Source organism: Sulfitobacter sp. SK012 (genome assembly GCF_003352085.1).
In the GTDB taxonomy this organism is placed as follows: Bacteria; Pseudomonadota; Alphaproteobacteria; order Rhodobacterales; family Rhodobacteraceae; genus Sulfitobacter.
Map to the genome: position 1 here is coordinate 3,981,329 of NZ_CP025804.1, position 17,432 is coordinate 3,998,760.

The 17,432-nt window shown below is 56.6% G+C and carries 21 protein-coding genes and 1 pseudogene; 9 read left to right on the forward strand and 13 right to left on the reverse strand.

The window, feature by feature from the left end; translation table 11 throughout:
• Positions 1-2: 2 nt before the first annotated feature.
• The 12 genes and pseudogenes from ureG to C1J03_RS19535 all read right to left on the reverse strand — a co-directional run bounded on the left by ureG (position 3) and on the right by C1J03_RS19535 (position 9,069).
• Complete coding sequence (ureG, locus tag C1J03_RS19485; RefSeq protein WP_114888091.1) at positions 3-647, reverse strand: urease accessory protein UreG; 645 nt, start codon at positions 645-647, stop codon at positions 3-5.
• A complete protein-coding gene (locus tag C1J03_RS19490) occupies positions 644-1,339 on the reverse strand; it encodes an urease accessory protein UreF (RefSeq protein ID WP_254694107.1) in 696 nt (231 codons plus the stop codon). Before C1J03_RS19490 ends, ureG begins: the two co-directional genes overlap by 4 nt.
• On the reverse strand, positions 1,281-1,754 hold the full coding sequence (locus C1J03_RS19495) for an urease accessory protein UreE (protein ID WP_114888093.1): 474 nt from the start codon (positions 1,752-1,754) through the stop codon (positions 1,281-1,283). The genes C1J03_RS19490 and C1J03_RS19495 overlap by 59 nt, the downstream gene beginning before the upstream one ends.
• 9 nt (positions 1,755-1,763) lie before the next feature.
• On the reverse strand, positions 1,764-3,473 hold the full coding sequence (gene ureC / locus C1J03_RS19500) for an urease subunit alpha (protein ID WP_114888094.1): 1,710 nt from the start codon (positions 3,471-3,473) through the stop codon (positions 1,764-1,766).
• Between the two features lies 1 nt (position 3,474).
• Complete coding sequence (locus C1J03_RS25995) at positions 3,475-3,852, reverse strand: lysozyme inhibitor LprI family protein (RefSeq protein ID WP_174234511.1); 378 nt, start codon at positions 3,850-3,852, stop codon at positions 3,475-3,477.
• A pseudogene (locus C1J03_RS25815) lies at positions 3,841-4,143 on the reverse strand (urease subunit beta); the annotation flags it as partial. The pseudogene C1J03_RS25815 and the gene C1J03_RS25995, both read right to left, overlap by 12 nt.
• 9 nt (positions 4,144-4,152) lie before the next feature.
• The gene (locus tag C1J03_RS19510) at positions 4,153-4,455 is read right to left on the reverse strand and encodes an urease subunit gamma (protein WP_114888096.1); all 303 of its coding nucleotides are present in this window, start codon (positions 4,453-4,455) and stop codon (positions 4,153-4,155) included.
• Between the two features lie 3 nt (positions 4,456-4,458).
• Positions 4,459-5,304: an urease accessory protein UreD gene (locus C1J03_RS19515; RefSeq protein WP_114888097.1), complete on the reverse strand. Its 846-nt coding sequence runs from the start codon at positions 5,302-5,304 to the stop codon at positions 4,459-4,461.
• Between the two features lie 97 nt (positions 5,305-5,401).
• Positions 5,402-6,346, reverse strand: coding sequence for a glucokinase (locus C1J03_RS19520; RefSeq protein WP_114888098.1), 945 nt, complete (start codon positions 6,344-6,346; stop codon positions 5,402-5,404).
• 206 nt (positions 6,347-6,552) lie between these two features.
• Positions 6,553-6,915: an Hpt domain-containing protein gene (locus C1J03_RS19525; RefSeq protein WP_114888099.1), complete on the reverse strand. Its 363-nt coding sequence runs from the start codon at positions 6,913-6,915 to the stop codon at positions 6,553-6,555.
• Between the two features lie 275 nt (positions 6,916-7,190).
• On the reverse strand, positions 7,191-8,012 hold the full coding sequence (locus tag C1J03_RS19530; protein ID WP_114888100.1) for a hypothetical protein: 822 nt from the start codon (positions 8,010-8,012) through the stop codon (positions 7,191-7,193).
• Positions 7,996-9,069, reverse strand: a complete 1,074-nt coding sequence (locus tag C1J03_RS19535; RefSeq protein WP_114888101.1) for a GSCFA domain-containing protein — start codon at positions 9,067-9,069, stop codon at positions 7,996-7,998. The genes C1J03_RS19530 and C1J03_RS19535 overlap by 17 nt, the downstream gene beginning before the upstream one ends.
• A gap of 153 nt (positions 9,070-9,222) precedes the next feature.
• Here C1J03_RS19535 and C1J03_RS19540 point away from each other — a divergent pair, with 153 nt between their 5' ends.
• The 5 genes from C1J03_RS19540 to C1J03_RS19560 are packed head-to-tail and all read left to right on the forward strand — an operon-like array spanning position 9,223 to position 13,291.
• Entirely contained in the window at positions 9,223-9,891 is a 669-nt protein-coding gene (locus tag C1J03_RS19540; RefSeq protein WP_114889096.1) for an acylneuraminate cytidylyltransferase family protein, read from the forward strand.
• Between the two features lie 6 nt (positions 9,892-9,897).
• A complete protein-coding gene (locus tag C1J03_RS19545; RefSeq protein ID WP_114888102.1) occupies positions 9,898-10,572 on the forward strand; it encodes a 6-phosphogluconolactonase in 675 nt (224 codons plus the stop codon).
• The gene (locus tag C1J03_RS19550) at positions 10,557-11,459 is read left to right on the forward strand and encodes a hypothetical protein (RefSeq protein WP_114888103.1); all 903 of its coding nucleotides are present in this window, start codon (positions 10,557-10,559) and stop codon (positions 11,457-11,459) included. The genes C1J03_RS19545 and C1J03_RS19550 overlap by 16 nt, the downstream gene beginning before the upstream one ends.
• 20 nt (positions 11,460-11,479) lie before the next feature.
• Positions 11,480-12,397, forward strand: coding sequence for a phosphoglycerate dehydrogenase (locus C1J03_RS19555; protein ID WP_114888104.1), 918 nt, complete (start codon positions 11,480-11,482; stop codon positions 12,395-12,397).
• Between the two features lie 33 nt (positions 12,398-12,430).
• Entirely contained in the window at positions 12,431-13,291 is an 861-nt protein-coding gene (locus C1J03_RS19560) for a Stf0 family sulfotransferase (protein ID WP_114888105.1), read from the forward strand.
• Here C1J03_RS19560 and C1J03_RS19565 read toward each other — a convergent pair.
• Positions 13,288-14,007 carry a hypothetical protein gene (locus C1J03_RS19565; protein WP_162798611.1) on the reverse strand — a complete coding sequence of 240 codons (720 nt, stop codon included), beginning with the start codon at positions 14,005-14,007 and terminating at the stop codon, positions 13,288-13,290. The genes C1J03_RS19560 and C1J03_RS19565 overlap by 4 nt on opposite strands.
• 170 nt (positions 14,008-14,177) lie before the next feature.
• Here C1J03_RS19565 and C1J03_RS19570 point away from each other — a divergent pair, with 170 nt between their 5' ends.
• From C1J03_RS19570 to C1J03_RS19585, 4 genes are read left to right on the forward strand one after another with little or no spacing between them, the layout of a single operon-like run.
• Positions 14,178-15,257 (forward strand): Gfo/Idh/MocA family protein, encoded by a 1,080-nt coding sequence (locus tag C1J03_RS19570; protein WP_216825873.1) that lies wholly within the window; start codon positions 14,178-14,180, stop codon positions 15,255-15,257.
• A gap of 32 nt (positions 15,258-15,289) precedes the next feature.
• A complete protein-coding gene (locus C1J03_RS19575) occupies positions 15,290-15,865 on the forward strand; it encodes a D-sedoheptulose-7-phosphate isomerase (RefSeq protein WP_114888107.1) in 576 nt (191 codons plus the stop codon).
• Complete coding sequence (locus C1J03_RS25470; protein ID WP_162798612.1) at positions 15,862-16,599, forward strand: hypothetical protein; 738 nt, start codon at positions 15,862-15,864, stop codon at positions 16,597-16,599. Before C1J03_RS19575 ends, C1J03_RS25470 begins: the two co-directional genes overlap by 4 nt.
• Positions 16,596-17,411 (forward strand): inositol monophosphatase family protein, encoded by an 816-nt coding sequence (locus C1J03_RS19585; protein ID WP_162798613.1) that lies wholly within the window; start codon positions 16,596-16,598, stop codon positions 17,409-17,411. The genes C1J03_RS25470 and C1J03_RS19585 overlap by 4 nt, the downstream gene beginning before the upstream one ends.
• Positions 17,412-17,432: the final 21 nt, after the last annotated feature.

Genomic DNA, 17,432 nt, shown 5'->3' on the forward strand with positions numbered 1-17,432 from the left:
CGTTAGCTAGCTTGCTTGACGGTCGTCATCTGCGCTTCCAGCCCGCCTTCGCGCAAGATGTAGTCCACAATCGCATCGACACCATCACCATGGCGCAAAGCGGAAAATACGAACGGGCGCGCCCCGCGCATCTTTTTGGCATCGCGATTCATCACTTCCAAAGAAGCACCGACATGCGGTGCAAGGTCGGTCTTGTTGATGACCAGCAGATCGGATTTCGTGATCGCAGGCCCCCCCTTACGCGGGATTTCTTCTCCTGCGGCAACGTCGATCACATAGATTGTTAAATCGGCCAATTCGGGGCTAAAGGTCGCTGACAGGTTGTCGCCGCCACTCTCAATCAACACCAGATCAAGGTCAGCGTGGCGGTCTCGCATACGCGCGATGGCGGCGAGGTTGATGGACGCATCCTCACGGATCGCGGTGTGCGGACAGCCGCCGGTTTCCACCCCGATCACGCGATCTTGGGGCAGTATCTGCATCCGCATCAGTGCTTCGGCATCCTCTTGGGTGTAGATATCGTTGGTGATCACGCCCAGCGAAAGCTTCGGGTGTAAGGCGCGGGCGATGGCAGCGGTTAGCGTGGTTTTACCTGCGCCGACGGGACCGCCAATGCCGATGCGCAGTGGGCCATTCATGGTGCTCATGTGCGAAATATCCTGTGGCTGAGAGTTTCGTGCTGCATCGCTGCAATATCGCTGAGGAATGCAGTACTGGAGAGATCTTCGAGGGATGTGTCTGCAGTTTCGCGCGCAATAACGTGGCACAGGGGCGCGAGGGCAGACAGTACCGCTTGCCCTTCGGTCTGACCCAACGGAACAAGGCGCACGGCGGTAGAAACGAGGTTGCTTGCAAAGCTCTGAAGATAAAGTGTGACGGTCAGATCGAGCGGCAGATCCAGCTGTCGCGCCGCAAAACCGGCGGCCAAGGGAAGGGTTAAGGGTGTCGCATCGGTATCCCAAAGTGCGGCAGTGGTTCGGGCAAAGGCGCTGCCTTGATCCAGTGTCTCAATTAGCCGTTCAGCGCTCGCTGCAAAGGCGCGGGCATGGGCATCAACGGACTGCACAGATGTGAGGTCTTCGCATCGATACGCCGCACGCAGCAAGATTGCATCATTGCGCCCCGTGCCATGCGCCATCACATCCTCGAGCCATTCCTGCAGATCGCTGGCCGTGCGGATCGTTTCGTTTTGGATCACTGTTTCAAGCCCATGCGAATAGGCGAAAGCCCCCAGCGGAAAGCTGGGCGAAAACCATTGCGTCAGGGTCAAAAGGGCTGTGTCAGGCATGCGAATGCGCCGTTGCCCCGTGATCGTGGCTGTGCGTTCGGCCCATGCCATATGCCCCACCTTCTGGCGTAAAGGGCGCTGTGACGGGGGCTAATTCCGCGCCAAGATGTTCCAGCATATGCGCGATTACCGGATCGTTCTGGATCAGTAGATGACCCTGCGCGATCTGACAGGGCGTGTGCCGGTTGCCAATGTGCCAGGCCAACCGGACAAGGTCGCGCCCCGTCACAGACAACAGTTCTTCATCTGCAGCGCGGATTTCAATGCGCGCACCATCCTCAAGTTCCAGCGCATCGCCGTCATCTAGTGACGTCGTCTGAGCAAGGTCCACGATGAAAGCCTGACCCTGTGTTGTTTCCAGGCGTTTGCGGCGCAAGAATCGGGCAGCATAATCCAGCGTGCAAGTCTGCGCAGGACCGGACCAATGGCCATTTCGGTGGTGCGTTTGGGCAATGGGTGTGTTCATAAATATCCCTCAGAACATGAAATAGCGTTGGGCCATGGGCAGGGTTTCTGCAGGCTCACAGGTAAGTAATTCGCCATCAGCGCGGACCTCGTAGGTTTCTGGATTGACCTCCATCACTGGCAAGGCGTCGTTGAGGATCATGTCCTTTTTCCCAATGGTGCGGGTGTTTTTCACGGCGATGGTATCGCGCGCCAATCCAAGCTCCGCCCCAATGCCGGACGACTGAGCAGCCTGCGACACAAACGTGACGCAAGAGCGTTCCAAGGATCGGCCAAAGGCTCCAAACATGGGTCGGCTATAGACAGGTTGTGGTGTGGGGATCGACGCGTTGGGATCACCCATTTGGGCAACAATGATGGTGCCGCCCATCAGCACCATCTCAGTTTTGACGCCAAAGAATGCCGGGTTCCACAACACCAGATCGGCCCTTTTGCCTGGCTCAACCGAGCCCAACACATGGCCAACTCCTTGAGCGATCGCCGGGTTGATGGTGTATTTCGCGACGTAGCGGCGCACCCGGAAATTATCGTTTTCGCCGGTTTCTTCTGGCAAACGCCCGCGTTGCTTGCGCATCTTATCTGCGGTCTGCCATGTGCGGATTACCACCTCGCCTACGCGGCCCATAGCTTGACTGTCGGACGCGATAATCGAAAACGCACCGATGTCATGCAATATATCCTCGGCAGCGATCGTTTCGCGCCGGATGCGGCTTTCGGCAAAGGCGATGTCTTCGGGGATTGATTTGTCGAGGTGGTGGCACACCATCAACATGTCCAGATGCTCTTCGAGCGTGTTGACCGTAAAGGGCCGCGTCGGGTTGGTTGACGACGGGATCACATATTCCTCGCCACATATTTTGATTATGTCGGGTGCGTGACCACCTCCTGCGCCTTCGGTGTGAAAGGCATGGATCGTGCGGCCTTTCATGGCCCCCACCGTATGCTCAACAAAGCCGGACTCATTGAGTGTATCGGTGTGGATCATAACTTGGACATCCATCGCATCAGCGACAGTCAGACAGCAATCGATGGCGGCAGGTGTTGTGCCCCAATCCTCGTGAAGCTTGAGCGCACAGGCACCACCCCGCACCATTTCTTCTAGCGCTTGCGGTTGGCTGGCGTTGCCTTTGCCTGCAAAGCCAACGTTCATCGCAATCCCATCGAACGCCTGCAGCATCCGTCCGATATGCCAAGGCCCAGGCGTGCATGTGGTCGCCAGTGTGCCATGCGCAGGGCCCGTGCCGCCGCCGAAACACGTGGTGACCCCGGAGTGCAGCGCGTCTTCCATCTGTTGCGGGGCGATGAAATGAATGTGGCTGTCCACCCCGCCCGCCGTCAGGATGCGCCCCTCGCCTGCGATGATTTCCGTGCCTGGCCCGATGATGATGTCGACACCAATTTGGGTATCGGGATTGCCGGCCTTGCCAATGGCATGGATCAGCCCGTCTTTGAGTGCGACGTCGGCTTTATAGATGCCCGAATGATCCACAATCAGCGCATTCGTGATGACAGTATCGACCGCTCCACCGGCGCGGCTTACCTGCGATTGCCCCATCCCATCACGGATCACTTTACCGCCACCGAATTTGACCTCTTCGCCGTAGGTGGTCAGGTCTCGCTCAACCTCGATAATCAGATCGGTGTCGGCCAGGCGGACTTTATCGCCCGTTGTAGGGCCATACATCGCTGCATATTGAGCGCGGGGAATTTGCGTCGGCATGTCAGTTGCTCCGGAATTCGTTGAGCATTGCGGTACGCTGCTCAGTCAGTTCGCTTAGGCAAACGAGGTGGATCAACGGCTGTATCGAGCCGCCTTGATAGGGGCTCGCCTGCACTTCGCACGCCGCATCGCGGTAGGCCAACCAAGCACGTTGTGCCTTGAGCAGGGCCGCACCTTGCTTGATGCTGTCGGCGTAACTCTTGGCAGGACCCCAAGCAGCATTCAGCGCGATGTCGGACATGTCGTAGTCCCGCGCGGCACAGGCATTCATAAGCTGCTGTGTCTGTGGGCTAACGCATTCTAAAGCGCTTTGCGCTTGTGCACCCGGCGCGAAAAACGTCGAAAGCAAAAGCCCTGCTGCGAGCGCAAGTGGGCCCATCACCTTACCATTAAACCCGAACACCTTACGCGCGCCACCAATCGGGATCAGCTGCACCTCACGACGCTGTCCGGGTTCAAACCGCACAGCGGTTCCAGCAGCGATATCCAAACGACAGCCATGTGCCGCATCTCTATCAAAATCGAGCGCGGGATTTGTTTCGGCGAAGTGGTAGTGGCTGCCAACCTGCACAGGGCGGTCGCCAGTATTGGCGACCATCAAGGTTTGCGCTTTGGCCCCTTCGTTAAGGGTTAACGTGCCGTCGGCGGGAATGATTTCTCCGGGGATCATGGGCGGCTCCTAGCGGATTGGATTGTGGACGGTGACAAGCTTTGTCCCATCTGGAAAGGTCGCCTCGACCTGTACTTCGGGGATCATCTCGGCGATGCCGTCCATGCATTGATCACGGGTCACCACATGGCCTCCCGCCTCCATCATATCAGCGACAGACCGGCCATCGCGGGCACCTTCAACGACCGTATCAGTGATCAGCGCGATTGCTTCTGGGTGGTTCAGCTTGACGCCACGTGCCAGTCGTTTGCGCGCAATTTCGGCAGCCATGGCGATCAGTAGCTTGTCCTTTTCACGCGGGGTAAGTTGCATCGATTACAGTCTCCAGCAGGGGGGCAATGTGTTGTTGGTCAGCAGGTTCAGCACTGGGATCAAACTTTGCCGCAGGACAAAACTGTCAGGGGCAAGGATCCGCATCACGGCTGTATCAGGGGCAATCATGCTGGCCCCGGCAGTGCGAGGCAAAACACTGCGCAGGCGTGGCAAAAGGGTGGCGACCGATGGCGAAACGCAAACAAGGCTGCAAATCGCGCCTGCGCCTCCTGCGGTCGCGGGCCTGGCAAGATGAGCCGCAGCATCGCCCTGCAGAGAAATGTCATCGAGGTAGAGCGGCGCGCCCTCGCGCGTGATCGAAACGCGGTCCCTCAATGACAGATTGCGCACGATTTCACCCATGGCCGTCCGACCAAAGACGAGGGTTTCCGCCAACACCAACTCTGCCGTTGGGTCCAATGTAATGCTCAGCTTGCGGCGCAGGGCAGCGTGATCAAACAAGATCGTTTCTTGGGGCAACCAAGACAGTTTGGCGTTTGGCCCAACGGACAGCATGTTCCGCACACGGCCTTCTTCACCGGGTTGCGCGCGGTAAATCCGCTCGGCCGCTTGAGTGGAGACAGTTAGCGCAGCGCCGTCGGTTACCTCAACCGTCAGATCAAGACGGTCGCCCCCGGTTATGCCGCCGGAGGTATTGACCAAAACGGCTTCAGCATCGGGACGGAACGTCTTGGGGAATACCAGTTTGAGACAACCAGATTGCCGCAGATCACGCAGGCGCGTTACGCCCTTGGCATCCGCAATAACCGCCACGCGTGCAGCACCTTTGGCACGCGGTTGGGCCGAGTGCGGATCATATGTGGTCTGTAACGGCGCATGTTGGTTCATGCGCCTGATTTCATCACGCGCCGCAGTAGATGATGAGTCTCTTTCGCTTGTTAGCCAAGCATTCGCGCTATAATTCAGGCAGTTGCCTAAAAATTAATCACCCGCCCAGCATTTCCTCTGCGGCGATGCAGCCATGAAGTGCAGCTGCGTCTTCTAGGATCAGTGACATAGGCATGTTTCCCAGCGGATCCCCAAAACGTTTCTGTGCACCGGTCGGAGCAGTCAGATGTGGCAGAAATTCCGGAGAAAGAACCCCGCGCGCAACGCTACCCGCCAAATAAATGCCATCACGTGGCATGTATTGCAGCGCCAATTCGGCGCACAGACGGCGCAAAAGCTGGGCGTAGAGAGTTAGAACTTGCCGCGCATGGGGATCAGCTTCATCCCGATACGCGGTCACGACATCTTTGCCGGAACTTCCTTCGTGGCCGGAGACGATGTCATAAAGTTTGCCAAGACCTCGACCTGAAAAAAGGTCTTCGACGGTGGGAAAAGCCACTACGCTGTTCCCGATCTGCGCCTCCAGCGGCGCGATGACTGCACGGGGCAATTCGGTATGACCTGCCTCAACCTCAAGACAACAGGACGCACCCGACGGCATGACCCGAACGGGACATACGTTGAACCCGGTGCCCAGACCGACAACCAAGGACTGGCCATTCTTTGCAGCATCGGTTTCGGGCGTCATTATCGGATCGGTGCCCCCCTCAGGCAGATTGCCCAAAGCGTAGCCCAGCGCAGAAAGGTCGTTTATCAAAACGGCGCGACCGCATTGTGCCGCTGACTTGAGTCCCTCTACCGAAATCATCCAATCGCGGTTTGTCAGCGCCCCCTGCCCCGACAAAACTGGCCCAGCCATCGCGACGCTGCACGCGCGTACTTTGGGGTCGCCTGCATCAGCAAGGTATTCGCCAAGAACATCGTAAAACGTCGCGTATTTTGCATTGTCGAAATGCCGCACAGTTTCCATCTGCTTGGTGTCATGCGGCACCATCGCCATGCGCGTGTTCGTGCCGCCAACGTCAGCAATAATCAATGTCATGGTCGGGCCCTTCAAACGCAGTCAAACCAACTTGGCCGCTTTCCTCGCTGGGGTCAAAGTATGAAACCTCAAAAAGGTCAAATGCAAATACCCCTTGCGGCCAAGCTATGCCCACGAGTGCCGCCATTTAGTCGCTGATTTTCCGGAATTTGCTAAATAAATAAGCCGTACGTCCACCGCCGAATAACTTGACCCAAGAAGGTGCCTTAGGCGTCGTGCTGTAAAATGTCGTTGCTTGCTTGAACAAACATGTCCAGTTCGACAATCAACTCACCAGGACAAATCGCGAGATCAATATCAGGACCAGAAAGATGTCCGATGATTGCCTGCTCGCATTGGCGGGCGGTGTGCCCAAGTTGATGCAACCCAACACGGTTGGCAGCCCCAACGATCCTATGCAGGGTATCTTGTGCCGCTTTCAAATTGACGTTGATCCCTTCGACATTATCGCCGTCCCATGCCAGCAAAGCATGTCGCGCGATCTGCTCACTGCTCGTGCGCAACGTCCCGAAAAAGTCGCCCCTGACCTTTGCCAAGTCCGGCAATTCCTTGGCGTTCAATTGGGTCATGCCCCGCGCGCAATATACTGAAGTTCTAGAAGGGATGATTTGTCATCTATAGCCATTTTTCAATCACCATTCTCCATTTCGCCACGTCGCAGGCGTTCTTCCGTCAAGACCACTTTAACGGGAAAAGTGGCGATAATTTGACAGCTTGAAAATAGTTAAGGACTGCCAGCTTCACTGCTTCCAAATTCGTGCTGCTTTTTTGGATACCCTCGCCAATCTCGAGCAGTGGTTCGCCGGATTAAGGCGCGTTCCGTCCAACACACGGGTCCACCGCTTCAGGTCAAACCCTTTTGGTTCCCGTCCTTCAAACCGTCGAAGTATTGCGTCAGAAAACTCGCGCCATATGCAGCATTCATATGCACATAGTCACCACCGGGCGGCATCTCGCGGCCAAAGAAATTCAAATACTCGGGCTTGGTCAGGCTGTTTGAGCCAAGCGTTTCACGGGGTTGACGCATTAGGAAAAATCCACGCTCGGCCAGCGTGGCCGCAACCTTATCCTCGAACGCATCAAGCGCAGGTCCAGGTGAAACTTCAGATTGCGCCAACGTCCGCCAGGCACCGAACCGGCGCTCATCGGCGTTCGGGTCATCAACCGTCATTGCAGCGCGAGGGCCGATATATTGGGTTAAGCTGCGCCCTTGCCACTTAACCCAATCGGCTTGTGGTACGACTTGAAAGGCCAAGGCCTCAAGCACGGCTTCTGCGACTTCTCTCGATACCAGCGAACCGGGACCGGCCTCATAGAGCCCTTCGATACGATGACTGGCAAGAAATTGTGCGATCACCATTGCCGTATTGGATAACCCAACAAAAAGCACATGATCAAAGGTACTAAGGTCAAGAGGGGCTTGGGACCCCAACCGTTTTAGTGCAGCGGCTTGCACGTCGTTCAGCACCACATCTTCGGGCAGACCAAGTTGCAGGTTTGACCCAAGCACCAACTGGCGCGCCAACCCGCCGGGCATGGAATGATACGTGATCTCTACATCCGCATGCCGTTCTGGCAGGCGCTTTTGCCCCAACCGAAGCGCACCAACATGGCTGTTTCCGATTACAGCGACCCGCAGGGGAGCAGTCTTATTTAGCGAAGGCATCGAGCAGAGCTTCCTCACAGATCAGATCATTCTCGTCATCCGCTGCATCTACTGGGCCTTCAGAGACAGGTGCAAGGGCCGTATTGCCAAGCGCGGCATGTTCGCTTTGAGGGTCATGTGCTGCTAGAAATGCCCCCATTGCGGCACCAACGCCTTCGTCCGTCACATCGCGTTGATTGCGGGCATAGAAAACACCCGCATTGTTTTGTGAGGTGATGATCTCATAGCTTGGAAAGTAGTCGACGTTGTCGCAGCTGTCATAGATTTCGCCGCACACCGCTCGCAAGATCGCCTTGGAACGTGCAGTTGCGACCTCGACGTGCTGCTCTGAGGCAGTAGCCGCCAACGGCACTGGTGAGACAGTGATCATAAAACGAATATCTGGATTGGCTGCCATCATCCGTTCGCGGAATTCCAGAAAATCGGCCAGTATTTCGGGGTAGCTGTAGTTCTTGAAAACATGGCGCGCGGAATCGTATGACCCGGCCACTGTCCCCGGTGCAGTTGGGTAAACGGTGCCGGTTTCCCGGTCGATCCATGCCTCGGTCAACCCGAAGGTGAAAACAAACAGCTCAGCCTTAGAAAAGATGTCGCGCACGGCGGCCAAGTGTTGCGCGCGGTGCGCAGCGACCTGTTGTGGGTTCTCCAACCCGGTTGGTTCAACGCTTGGGCGGAATGCATCAAAATAGCGACCATTCTTTTCCCAGACGGGGTCTGCCGGTGTGATTTCGCCCACAGCCTCTTGATGCAGCTGAATCAGCTGACGGGCCGTGTAAATGTTGCCGTAACGCGCGGAATAAAGTCTGTAGCCAAATTTCTGAGCCAACCGGTCGGGCACTCGTGCTTCCAACGGTTCTGCGTCTTGTACGGCAAAACCAGCATTGCGTAGGGTTCGGCCTACGTGCTGAGCAAAACATGAGCCAGCGGTCACAATCCGCGCTGCGCGGTCAACAGAAAACCGGGGCGTATACATGCCGTCCGCCTGCCCCGGCTTGCGTGCCACGACGCCATGCCGCCAAAAAGCGCGCTTTGGTTGGTCGGTGTAGGGCGATTTCATACGGTGATCCTCATAAGGATGCAGCGGCGGCCGCTGCGTGGCTCTAGTCAATCACAGCGCGCGCAGGGCGGCAACATGAGACACCATCTGGTCCTTGAACCAAAGAGGGGGGTGTCATAAACAATCGTTAGTTTACCGATGCGGGATGCACCAATGAAAATTATCGCCATGATCCCTGCCCGCATGGGCAGCCAGCGCTTACCAAAGAAGAACCTTGCTTTGCTTGACGGTGTTCCGTTGATCGTGCGCGCGATCCGCAAATGTAAGGATGCAGGTGTTTTTGACGAGATTTGGGTGAATTCAGAGCATCCCGATTTTGGGCCAGTCGCCGAAGCCGAAGGGGCCCAATTCCATCAACGACCCCACGCCTTAGGCGACAACAGCGCCACCAGCGAAGATTTTGTGACCGAGTTCTTGCGAGCACACACATGTGATTTCGTCGTGCAGGTGCATTCAATCGCGCCCTTACTGAGCGTGGAAGATACGTGCAGATTTGTTGAAATGGTCCGCAACAACGAATTCGATGCAGTGATGAGTGTTGTTCATGGGCAACTCGAGTGCGTGTTCGATGACGAACCGGTGAATTTCACCTTCGACAAGAAGGAAAACAGTCAGGATTTGCGCCCAGTCAAACGCATCGTCTGGTCGATCACGGCTTGGCGGTCAGAGACATTTCTGGCAGCTAAGGAATCCGGTGGATGTGCAACATACGCGGGCCGCATTGGCTATTCTGAGGTAAGCCAGATGGCTGGCCACGTGATCAAGACGCAAGAAGACCTTGATATCGCAGCAGCCATGCTGCCCATCGTTCAGGGCGCATAACAGCGCATGGCCCAACTTTCCTTTTGCCCAGACCCCGTGGCAGAGGCCACCAAACAGATCCATGAGGGTCTTTTGTTGGCCCTATCACAGAGTGCTGAGCGTGTTGGTTTGATGGTGTCTGGCGGGCGAACTCCGGCCAAAGTCCTGCCCATGGTTCTGAGTAAGAGCGGCATAGATTGGGACCGCATTGATATCGTAGCGAGCGACGAACGTTTGGTAGGCATTGATGACCCAGCCTCCACCGAGGGCATGATCCGCAGGATCTTTTCGGACGCGGGCTGCCCCTGTCACTATATAGGTTTTGGCGCCGACCCGGCACCTGAGGCAGCTCTTGAGAAATGGCGCGCAGGTGTCGCGGCTATGGCCTGGCCCCCCGCTGTGGCATTCGTCGGCATAGGTGATGACGCGCATACAGCATCATTGTTTCCCGGACGGCCAGAATCTGCAGATGTGAGTTTGCGCATGGCCGCCGTACCAGAAACAGTTCCCCATGCACATGCGCGCCTGACATTTGGCCCCGCTGCGCTGGCCGAGTGTGCCTCAGTGGTATTGGTGGTGGGAGATGCAGATAAACAGGCAGCTTTGGATTTAGCCGTGCAGCCTGAAACAACACCCAGCGACACACCCGTGCGCTGGGTATGCGACCTCCAACAAGCATTGATCTTATGCCAGAAAACCTAGCTCCGCGCGTCCTACACATCGGTCAACGCAAAACCGGAACCACTTGGCTGCAACAGACCGCCGAAGATGCAGCGCGCGCTGGTGTTCTGACCTACGAACACTGGGACCTAACCGCTGCCTTAAAAGGCGCGACATGGAAAACCATCACCGACGCGCAGCTGACGGATGCCTTTGCCACCTTGCCCTGTGACACGCCATTGCCATGCCTTGCGAGTTGCGAGGACCTTATGGTGCATGATTTTCCCCGGCTGGCTATGGCCCTTGGGCATGTTTGGCCAACGGCAAAAGTACTTGTTACAACCCGCAGTCCGCAAGGCTATCTGACCTCTTCGTTTAACAACGACAGCTTTACCAAAGGCCAGCCCGCCGCAGAATTCACCCGGCGTTTCAGTCTCCATCACATGCCACGGGTATTTGATCTAAACGGTGCCGCCACTGCGTTCGGGCCCCAGAAGACACATTTTTTGCCGTATGAATTGCTCCGCGCGGACCCTGCGACCTATCTGGATCAAATCAGCACGCTGTTGAATGTCGATCTTTCGCCTTACGCGCCTCAATCCGCACTTAACGTCTCGCCGCCGCCTACTTTCTTGATCCTTCAGCGCAAAATTAATGCGATGATCGAAACGCAGGCCCCAGAGATTCTTAAGACGCCAGAATGGGCGCAGTTCAAGCTGATGGCGAATTTCTCGGCAGGATCCGCGGATGGATTAGGTCAGTTCTTTGATCGCTTTTTTGCAGAAAATCCTGTTGCTGACAGCGATATGCCCCAGTTGCCCGATGATATCCTTGCGGTTCTTTCAAGCCAAATGACAGTCCTTCAAGATGCACCTCTTTACCACGATTTTCTGCCGCTCTATGGTCTGCCAGCCGCGACCGCCTCCTGATCCAAAGAAAGCCCGAAACCTTGCCTGAAACCAACCGCCCTCGCGTGCTTGTCAGCAACATTATGATGCTGAATGAAAAACCCCGCTTTGATGCCGCGCTCAAAGACATGGGCTATGATCCGATCTGGCCGGACGTGACCCAGTTCATGGACGAGGCGCAGTGTTTGTCACTGGTGGGCGATATCGATGGCTGGCTGGCGGGTGATGATGCAGTGACCCGACGCGTGCTGGAAGCCGCGGCCCCGCGCTTAAAGGGCATCGCAAAATGGGGAACTGGCACCGATAGCATCGATCATGCGGCGGCTGCCGATCTAGGCGTGCCCGTCATGAATTCGCCGGGTGCATTTGCCGATGCGGTGGCCGAAGTCGCATTTGGGATGATCTTAATGGTCACCCGTCAATTGGCGCAGACCGACCGAGCCATTCGTGCTGGAGGCTGGCCAAAGCCGCGAGGCATCGAACTGCGCGGCGCAACGTTAGGAATGATCGGTCTGGGTGCGATCGGTGGACGCATAGCAGGGCTGGGCCGCGCCTTTGGCATGAACGTCATACACCATGACCCCTTCAAAGAAGGGTCGATTGAGCCACTCGATCTGGCTGCTCAGGCGGATATTATCTGCCTTGCCTGCGCCCTAACCGATCAAAACCGCAATCTGATCAATGCCGCGTTTCTGGATGCAATGAAAGACACTGCGATCCTAGCCAATATGGCGCGTGGGCCGCTGGTTGATGAAGCAGCGTTGATCGCCGCGCTGCAATCTGGATCGATTGCTGGCGCCGCGTTAGACGTATTTGAGGTGGAGCCGTTGGCTGCAGACAACCCGCTGAAGAAAATGGACAACGTTGCGCTGTCGAGCCACAATGCCAACAACGGGGTGCGCGCGGTCGAAGCGGTGCATGCCAATACACTCAAAAATATTGCATCGGTTCTTGGCTGAAACAGTCCGGCCCAAGGCTTAGAAAGATACATCATGCCCCCCAAAAGAGACGCCCTGCAATATCTGCTGAGCCCCCAATATTACAACAACCTCTTGCAGGCGCTGGAATGGTTCGGCACCATGCTGACTGCTGACAATACCGTTGTTCCTAAAGAATTTGACGATGCTGCGGACCGCCGGGTGATCCTGATCTGTATGACCCCCCGCTCGGGTAGCACAGCATTATCTTCAGCGCTCGCAACCACAGGGCAGCTTGGCCGTGGCGGAGAGCTTTTGAACCGCAACAGCGACGCGCTCAAGAGTGTTCTTGAAACTCATAAACCGGCCAACTTACGCGCGCTTTTGGACCTCGTGATCGAAGGTTCCCGCTCAAAAAATGGTGTGGCGCAAATCAAGTGTGACCTGCCACAGATTTTGCCATTCTTGCTCGATCCTGATTGCGCGCCCGTGTTGATGCAAGCAAGGATTGTTTACCTGACCCGCGAAGATCTGTTGGGTCAGGCCATTTCGCGCTACCGTGGCTTTGTATCTGGCACGTGGCACGCGCGTCAGGATCGCGATACGCAATTTGCCGAAGTGCCCTATGATTACGAGGCGATTACCAGCCAAGTTCACCTGATTACGCAAATGATGGCCACCTACGAGCGGCTCTTTGCTGGGCTGAACCTGTCGCCCCTGCGGATCACATACGAAGAAGTGGTGACCGATCCCGGCACCGTCATGCGCAAGATCGGCGCATTGGTCGATGTGGATCCAGGCGAGTTGTCACTGGATGATGGCAAGTATCGTAAAGTCGCTGCGAAAAATACCGATGCGCTCCGCGATCAGTTTCTTGCGGACTGCCAAACCGACCTGCTGCGTGCTGATAAGACCCTAAAGCCGGATGCAGTCTAGCCTGCTTTTTCGGCAGCCAACACTGTTGCAATGTCTAGCGCGTAGCGGGCCGAGATTTGTGCGATTGCGCCATCATCCTCATTAAGCATGGCAAGAACCAAAGGTTTGAGGTGCCCGGTCTCTTTTAGCCGAACAACGATGTTGTGTCCGGCCCCCGGCAGCATCAGGCAATTTAGGTTTGGCGCATGCGGTAGCAAGTCGCGGTGGCGGACCTCGGGAGGGGAGCCTGCACCAAAAACTGCATAATGTGTCGTGTCGGGCGAGATGCAGCGCGACAGCGGCAAATGCCGGGACAGGTCGATAAATGGCCGGTATTGATCCCAGCGCGCCTCATTGATGACACTGCGGTCCATCGAAAACTGTGGCGAAAAAGCGAGCGAAGCTTTGACCGGCATGTCCATCGTTAACCGGATCGCGCCGTAGCCTCCCATAGAATTGCCAAGGGTGTAGCAGGCGTTCAGCCCCGCGTGATGCAACGCTTCGCCTACGACATCGGCGATTTTTGGGACCAATCCATCGGCAGAAAACCAGCTTCGCTTGCGGTCAGCTACAAACATTACCGTATTCTGCCCACCATCCGACGCGGTACCCGCGAATTCGGCATGCTGCATGCCCGCAAAGCCGTGACCGATCCCCGACAGGACAACCACTAGGCGCTTGCCTTCACCCGGCAGACACTCAACCTTCAATGCGTCATCAAGATAGACAGTATCCAACCGTTTGCGTCCTTTTGTCTGGGGATAAAGTCTGCGCATCCTAGTCGAGCGGGCAAGGACAGACAATTGTTCTTCAGGCGTCTCTTTGCCACCGCATGGCACCCGCGCTGCGTGCAGTTCTTGAACAACATATGTCAGACTGCTAAGCGGTTCTTTAGGGGCGTAGGACGTTGTCGTTTTGCGCGAATATTAAGTGCGAGGGCAGCAACATTCTGCGCTACGGAATTATCGGTTACGGCGTCATGGGCCAACGCAGGATGGAAGCGGTGCGCCGCAATGCCACCGGCGAGGTCGTTTCAATTTTTGGCTATCCGGGGGATGTGGTACCTGGTGATTTGCGCGCCGAGAGCCCGGAGGCATTGCTTGCGCGGCCCGACATCGACGCAGTATTTATCTGTACGGTCAATGCGCTAAACCAACCGCTGGCGATTGCCGCCATGCAGGCCGGAAAACATGTGTTCTGCGAAAAACCACCGGCCTTTAACGCCGACGGGGTCAAAGAAATTCGCCGCGTCGAAGCGCAAACCAAGCGCGTGTTGATGTACGGATTCAACCATCGTCACCACGGTGCGGCCGTTAAGATGAAGTCAATCGTTGATGATGGCGAATTCGGCAAAGTCCTTTGGATGCGCGGGCGCTACGGCAAATCGGTGGATGAGGGATACCTAGATACATGGCGCGCAAAACCTGAGTTGGCGGGGGGCGGTATCCTGTTGGACCAGGGCATTCACATGCTCGACCTTTTCCTACATCTGGCGGGTAATTTTGACGAGGCTCAGGCCATGGTGTCCAACCTCTATTGGAACATCCCAGGCATTGAGGACAACGTTTTTGCCAACCTACGCAACTCCCAAACGGGGTGTTCTGCATCGTTGCATTCCACGATGATCCAATGGCGGCATTTGTTTGCGCTCGAGGTGTTTATGGAACGCGGATATATGGTCCTTAACGGGCTTAAGACTGGCTCAGGTGCGTACGGTGCCGAAGAGCTGGTCGTGGCGCGCAACCGCGCGGTGGCACCTGCAGCAACGTTCGAACAAGAAACCCGTGAAACTTGGGAAGCCGATGAGAGTTGGGATCGCGAAGCCCTAGGATTTGCTGAATGGATCGCGACTGGCAACGCCGCCGACAGCGATGGTGACAGCGCATCCGCCCTGCGGGTCATGCAATTGGTCGACCGGATCTATGCAACGGAGCGACATACCGCACCGCGGCTTTATCAAAAGCTTAACGCCGATACGTCGGCCTGAGGAATAACGCCTTCGGGCCAAGGAGACAGATCATGGATGCGCAAGCTTTTCTGGACGATTATTTCGCGCAATACCGCGACTTGCTGATCAATGCTGAGGTTGAAAAGCGTATTCAAGAATTCGCCACGCTTGCGAAAGGCATTCGTGCGGCCAAACGCAAGATGATGTTTGCGGGCAACGGTGCGTCGGCTTCGATTGCTGAGCACGGTGCTGTTGATTTCACCAAGCAGGGTAAAGTCCGCGCGGTCACTTTTCATGACCCCAACCTCATGACCTGCTTTGCAAATGATTTTGGCTACGACCACTGGGTCGCCAAAGCGATCGAACACTACGGCGATGAAGGCGACGCGGTGGTGCTGATCTCGACCAGCGGGCAATCTCCTTCGGTCGTCAATGCGGCACATAAAGCACGCGACATGGGGATGCAGGTAATCTCATTTACGGGCCGTACGGAAGACAACGCATTGAAAGCGGCTTCTGATCTCAGCTTTTGGGTGCCTTCACATGCCTATAACGTTGTCGAAAACCTTCATTCAATCTGGCTAACCGCAACGATTGATTTCGTAATCGGCAAAGCAGAATATGAGACCCGGGATCTGGTGGGGTGACGGGCCAGCCCATCCCCTACCTACGTCGTGACCGAAGCCCCTTGAACGTTGTCACCCTCAAATCTGGCGATATGTTCCCTAGTTTGGATGCGGCCTACGCCGCCCTCGCCGCAGAACAGGCGCGCACGCCGACCCGCATCGGCGGTTGGAAAATCGGCGGCAGCAATCTGGCCAGCAGCGCCGCTTTTGGCGTCGATGTGCCCTATTACGGAGCGGTTGAGCACTCAGAAATCCTGTTTCAGCCGCGCATTGCACCCGGTTATGAATTGTTTGAGCTAAAGGGCGAAGTCGAGATAGCATTGCGCCTGAACGCGGACATGACCGGCTATGATGCATGGTGCGTTGCACTGGAAATGCCGTCCTCGCCGGTTCAAGGCTTGCCTGAAATCGGCGTGATCGCCCTTGTGTCAGATCGCTGCGCCACCGGAGCGCTAGTGCTGGGAGCGATACATGAAGCCCCTTTACCCGACCTGAGCACCGCGCGGTTCACCCAAGACATCAACGGCGAAAGGGCCGCTGATGAAGGCTTCGATCAGTTGATTGGCTCGCCAGATGCTATCTTGCAGCATTTTCTTGGTATGGCACGCCAACACGGTGCAGCACTTGCCGCCGGTCAATGGGTTGCCACAGGCGGCATAACACCTTGCCTGCCGTACCAAGCCAGCAACCGGGTTCAGGTGAACCTGGACGGCGAACCGCAGTTGGACATAACAATCGACATGGGGCCGTTGTGAACATAGGTGCCGCCACCCTTGATGCATTGCTCAACACTGTTGCCGATGCCGAAGCGCTCGCTCTGCGCCACAGCCCCGCACACGCCGACAAAAAGGCGCATCAAGACTACGTAACGGATGTCGATCTCGCAGTAGACGCGTTTTTGCAGGATGCGCTGGAGCTGGTGTTGCCCGGTGTCCCTGTCCTAAGCGAAGAACGCGCGCACGACAGCACAGCGCGACTTGATCGCTACTGGATTATTGACCCTATTGACGGGACGGGAAACCTCATCGCAGGCCTGCCCTTTGTCGGAATATCTGTGGCGCTCGTGGATCAAGACGGGCCATGCCTATCGGCTGTTTGCGCATTAGGTCAGGGCATAACCTACGCTGCGCGGCGCGGTTACGGGGCGTTGCGGGTTCAGGACGGTGTGACAACTCGGATGCTTCTACCTGATCAGCCATCCGAGCTCTTGGTGATCTCGACAGGTCTACTGGACCGCCTGATGGAGGGCACTGGCACGCGTTGGAAAGCACTGCGCGCGGTTGGAAAAATCCGCAACCTAGGGGCGCAGGCGTTGCATCTTTGTGGCGTCGCTGCCGGACAGTTTGCTGGGGTCGCGTCTATTGAGGCAAAAATATGGGATGAGGTCGCCGCGGGGCTTATCATCCGCGAGGCAGGGGGCGTCTGGCGCTCTACTGCAGACGGGGACGATGTCGATTGGTGCAATCCGGCATCAATTATGGCACTAGGGTCGCAGAACAGTCTGGCATGCCACCCTGTGGCGGACCCAGCGCTGAGCGCCGCTTTGGATGGGATACTGGGGGCTTAGGGCCGCCGCGACAATTGGATC

Bases quoted from the DNA above. Each gene is read 5' to 3' on its own strand.
- C1J03_RS19490 (WP_254694107.1), bottom strand. From the start codon at position 1,339: ATGGCATGGGCCGAACGCACAGCCACGATCACGGGGCAACGGCGCATT.
- ureC (WP_114888094.1), bottom strand. From the start codon at position 3,473: ATGCCGACGCAAATTCCCCGCGCTCAATATGCAGCGATGTATGGCCCT.
- C1J03_RS19575 (WP_114888107.1), top strand. From the start codon at position 15,290: ATGGATGCGCAAGCTTTTCTGGACGATTATTTCGCGCAATACCGCGAC.
- C1J03_RS19495 (WP_114888093.1), bottom strand. From the start codon at position 1,754: ATGAACACACCCATTGCCCAAACGCACCACCGAAATGGCCATTGGTCC.
- C1J03_RS19550 (WP_114888103.1), top strand. From the start codon at position 10,557: ATGCCAGAAAACCTAGCTCCGCGCGTCCTACACATCGGTCAACGCAAA.
- C1J03_RS19515 (WP_114888097.1), bottom strand. From the start codon at position 5,304: ATGAACCAACATGCGCCGTTACAGACCACATATGATCCGCACTCGGCC.
- C1J03_RS19525 (WP_114888099.1), bottom strand. From the start codon at position 6,915: ATGACCCAATTGAACGCCAAGGAATTGCCGGACTTGGCAAAGGTCAGG.
- C1J03_RS19530 (WP_114888100.1), bottom strand. From the start codon at position 8,012: ATGCCTTCGCTAAATAAGACTGCTCCCCTGCGGGTCGCTGTAATCGGA.
- C1J03_RS19520 (WP_114888098.1), bottom strand. From the start codon at position 6,346: ATGACATTGATTATTGCTGACGTTGGCGGCACGAACACGCGCATGGCG.
- C1J03_RS19545 (WP_114888102.1), top strand. From the start codon at position 9,898: ATGGCCCAACTTTCCTTTTGCCCAGACCCCGTGGCAGAGGCCACCAAA.
- C1J03_RS25995 (WP_174234511.1), bottom strand. From the start codon at position 3,852: ATGGGCCCACTTGCGCTCGCAGCAGGGCTTTTGCTTTCGACGTTTTTC.
- C1J03_RS19510 (WP_114888096.1), bottom strand. From the start codon at position 4,455: ATGCAACTTACCCCGCGTGAAAAGGACAAGCTACTGATCGCCATGGCT.
- C1J03_RS19535 (WP_114888101.1), bottom strand. From the start codon at position 9,069: ATGAAATCGCCCTACACCGACCAACCAAAGCGCGCTTTTTGGCGGCAT.
- C1J03_RS19560 (WP_114888105.1), top strand. From the start codon at position 12,431: ATGCCCCCCAAAAGAGACGCCCTGCAATATCTGCTGAGCCCCCAATAT.
- ureG (WP_114888091.1), bottom strand. From the start codon at position 647: ATGAGCACCATGAATGGCCCACTGCGCATCGGCATTGGCGGTCCCGTC.
- C1J03_RS19540 (WP_114889096.1), top strand. From the start codon at position 9,223: ATGAAAATTATCGCCATGATCCCTGCCCGCATGGGCAGCCAGCGCTTA.